This window comes from Acrocarpospora phusangensis (genome assembly GCF_016862995.1).
Taxonomy (GTDB): Bacteria; Actinomycetota; Actinomycetes; order Streptosporangiales; family Streptosporangiaceae; genus Acrocarpospora; species Acrocarpospora phusangensis.
In genome coordinates, this window is record NZ_BOOA01000190.1 from 1 (window position 1) to 1,911 (window position 1,911).

At 64.8% G+C, this 1,911-nt stretch carries 2 protein-coding genes; one reads left to right on the top strand and one right to left on the bottom strand.

Annotated elements, in window-relative coordinates; all coding sequences use genetic code 11:
• Positions 1–275: hypothetical protein (locus Aph01nite_RS40825; RefSeq protein ID WP_204046464.1), on the bottom strand; the 275-nt coding region annotated here is incomplete at its 3' end.
• A gap of 170 nt (positions 276–445) precedes the next feature.
• On the opposite strand from Aph01nite_RS40825, the gene Aph01nite_RS40830 reads away from it, so the two are divergent.
• The gene (locus tag Aph01nite_RS40830; RefSeq protein ID WP_204046465.1) at positions 446–1,513 is read left to right on the top strand and encodes a hypothetical protein; all 1,068 of its coding nucleotides are present in this window, start codon (positions 446–448) and stop codon (positions 1,511–1,513) included.
• The last annotated feature ends 398 nt before the right edge of the window (positions 1,514–1,911 follow it).

Consider the following 1,911-nt stretch of genomic DNA (forward strand, 5'->3'; position numbering starts at 1 on the left):
CCGGGGACATACGACCTACGGCGCGGCGATTGCCGGTCGGGAGCCGAGGCCGGAGGCAGTCTCACCCCCAGCCGCCAGCGGCGATCCCGATACGCCCGGATCGCCGCCGCTTGCCCTGCTGTGCTCGTCGTCAGCAGTCGCGGCTCATCCCCGCCCTGCAACATGAACACCAGACCCGGACAGGCCGCAGCACCCTCACGGCCCGCGCGCATCTCCGGCACGTAGACCATGGACATCCCAGCAGCCGGCAGAAGCGCCTCAAGCGAGCGCACCATCGTACGGTCCGCCCTGTCGTCATTCGGGAGTGGAGCGGCCCAGCGATGGCCGCGTGTGCTGTCTCGGGCGCCAAGTGGCACAGGGCCCACATCCCCGTGGCTCCGGGACGTCTAGAACGTAAGAGGTCAGAACGTCGACGGCGCCTTCTGCGAGTCCATATCTTCCATGTATGTCTCAAGCTGAAGACGCGAAGCCCGGCAGCCTGCCAATGATCGGCGGACTCTTACTGCTGCTGCTTTCCGCGAGCCTCGCCGGTGTGGCATGGGTGGGCTACGAACGTGGCGTTCCCGGCGTGCCGAACAAGCCTCCCGAGCAGGCAGGAGGGGTGGTCTTATATGCGCCGCCCGACGTTGAATTCGATACCTTGATCTCCTACTCCCAGAAGGGCTCCCCATACAGCCCTCTACCACCCCTGGCGGCGGACTCCATTCTGATCGAGATCAGGTTCACTACCACGCACCGATCACCGTTCGTGATCGTCGCTGGTTTTCGAGGCGACGCCCGGCTCACCCAGAGCAGCTTCCCCGGCGAGAAGGCGTTTGACATAGACGAGGCCACCATCGGCAGGTATGACGACCGGCTCTTCTGGCCCTTGAATAGTCAGCGGGCCCTCAGCGGCGAAGGTGAGAATGCGCCAGGCCCCGCCACTATCCGATACACCTACGATGTCGCCAAAGAGCCGGTCACCGCCGGAAACACAATGGTCATTACCGGTGGCGCGCTGGCTCATCCGGTCTTCAGCTCCGACAATGCAAGAACCGCGATACGCACCAAACGCCTCCACCAAGTGGCCCGCTGCCCAGCTTTGAGCGACCCGGCAGCAGCCACGTCTTTCAGTCGCGAGCAATGGCTCAACGCGGGCCTTCCGACCTGCCGATCCGACTACGGCCTCACCGATGCGGATCAGCGACACAATCGCCGCCAGAAAACCACGATCAATGTCGTACCCGCGTTCTCCAACCCCAGACTGGACTTCGCGACACGCCCTGTCTCGGGCGACGCGGTCCTCGGCTGGCAATTCCCAGGTGACGAGACCGCCCGCGTCAACGCCAGCTTGACCGACCTAGATGAGGAAGCCCGCGGGCAGTCCTACTTGTTTGCCTCCGGCGTTGCCGTCGGCCTGGCCACCAGCCTTTTCCCCAGCAGCGTGAAAATCATTTACGACCAGCTGAACCAACGACGCCGGTGGCGCCGACAACAGGCACGGCAAGACCCGCTGCCGGACGAGACGATGTAGGCACGGCCAACTCCCGGAACGTCCAACGCAAACCAGCGCCAACCGCAACCGCCGGCTGCTTGCTGGTCGTGGATTATTTCCCGTGCCCGGTTGGATCGCGCCGTGACGCGTTGCCCCGCTTCGCCTCGCATCCCATCCCAGCACGACGAATCTCGCCATACCCCTGCACCCGCCGCCCGATTGTCCGGGGTCAGCGAGTCCCCCTCAAGGACGGCCAGACAGGTAGGGGCAACAGCCGTGGGGCGGAAGGTCACCGGGGACATGTACACGCAAGGCTGCCCTTGACCGGTCCCGCCTGACAGGCTTCGGACCCAGGCAACTAGCGGGAGCAGGCGGCAGCCTGGCGCAACCGAAGCCGCGCACGGGTGCTGTGCTGCTCCCTCTAAGAAGGTTGGTTT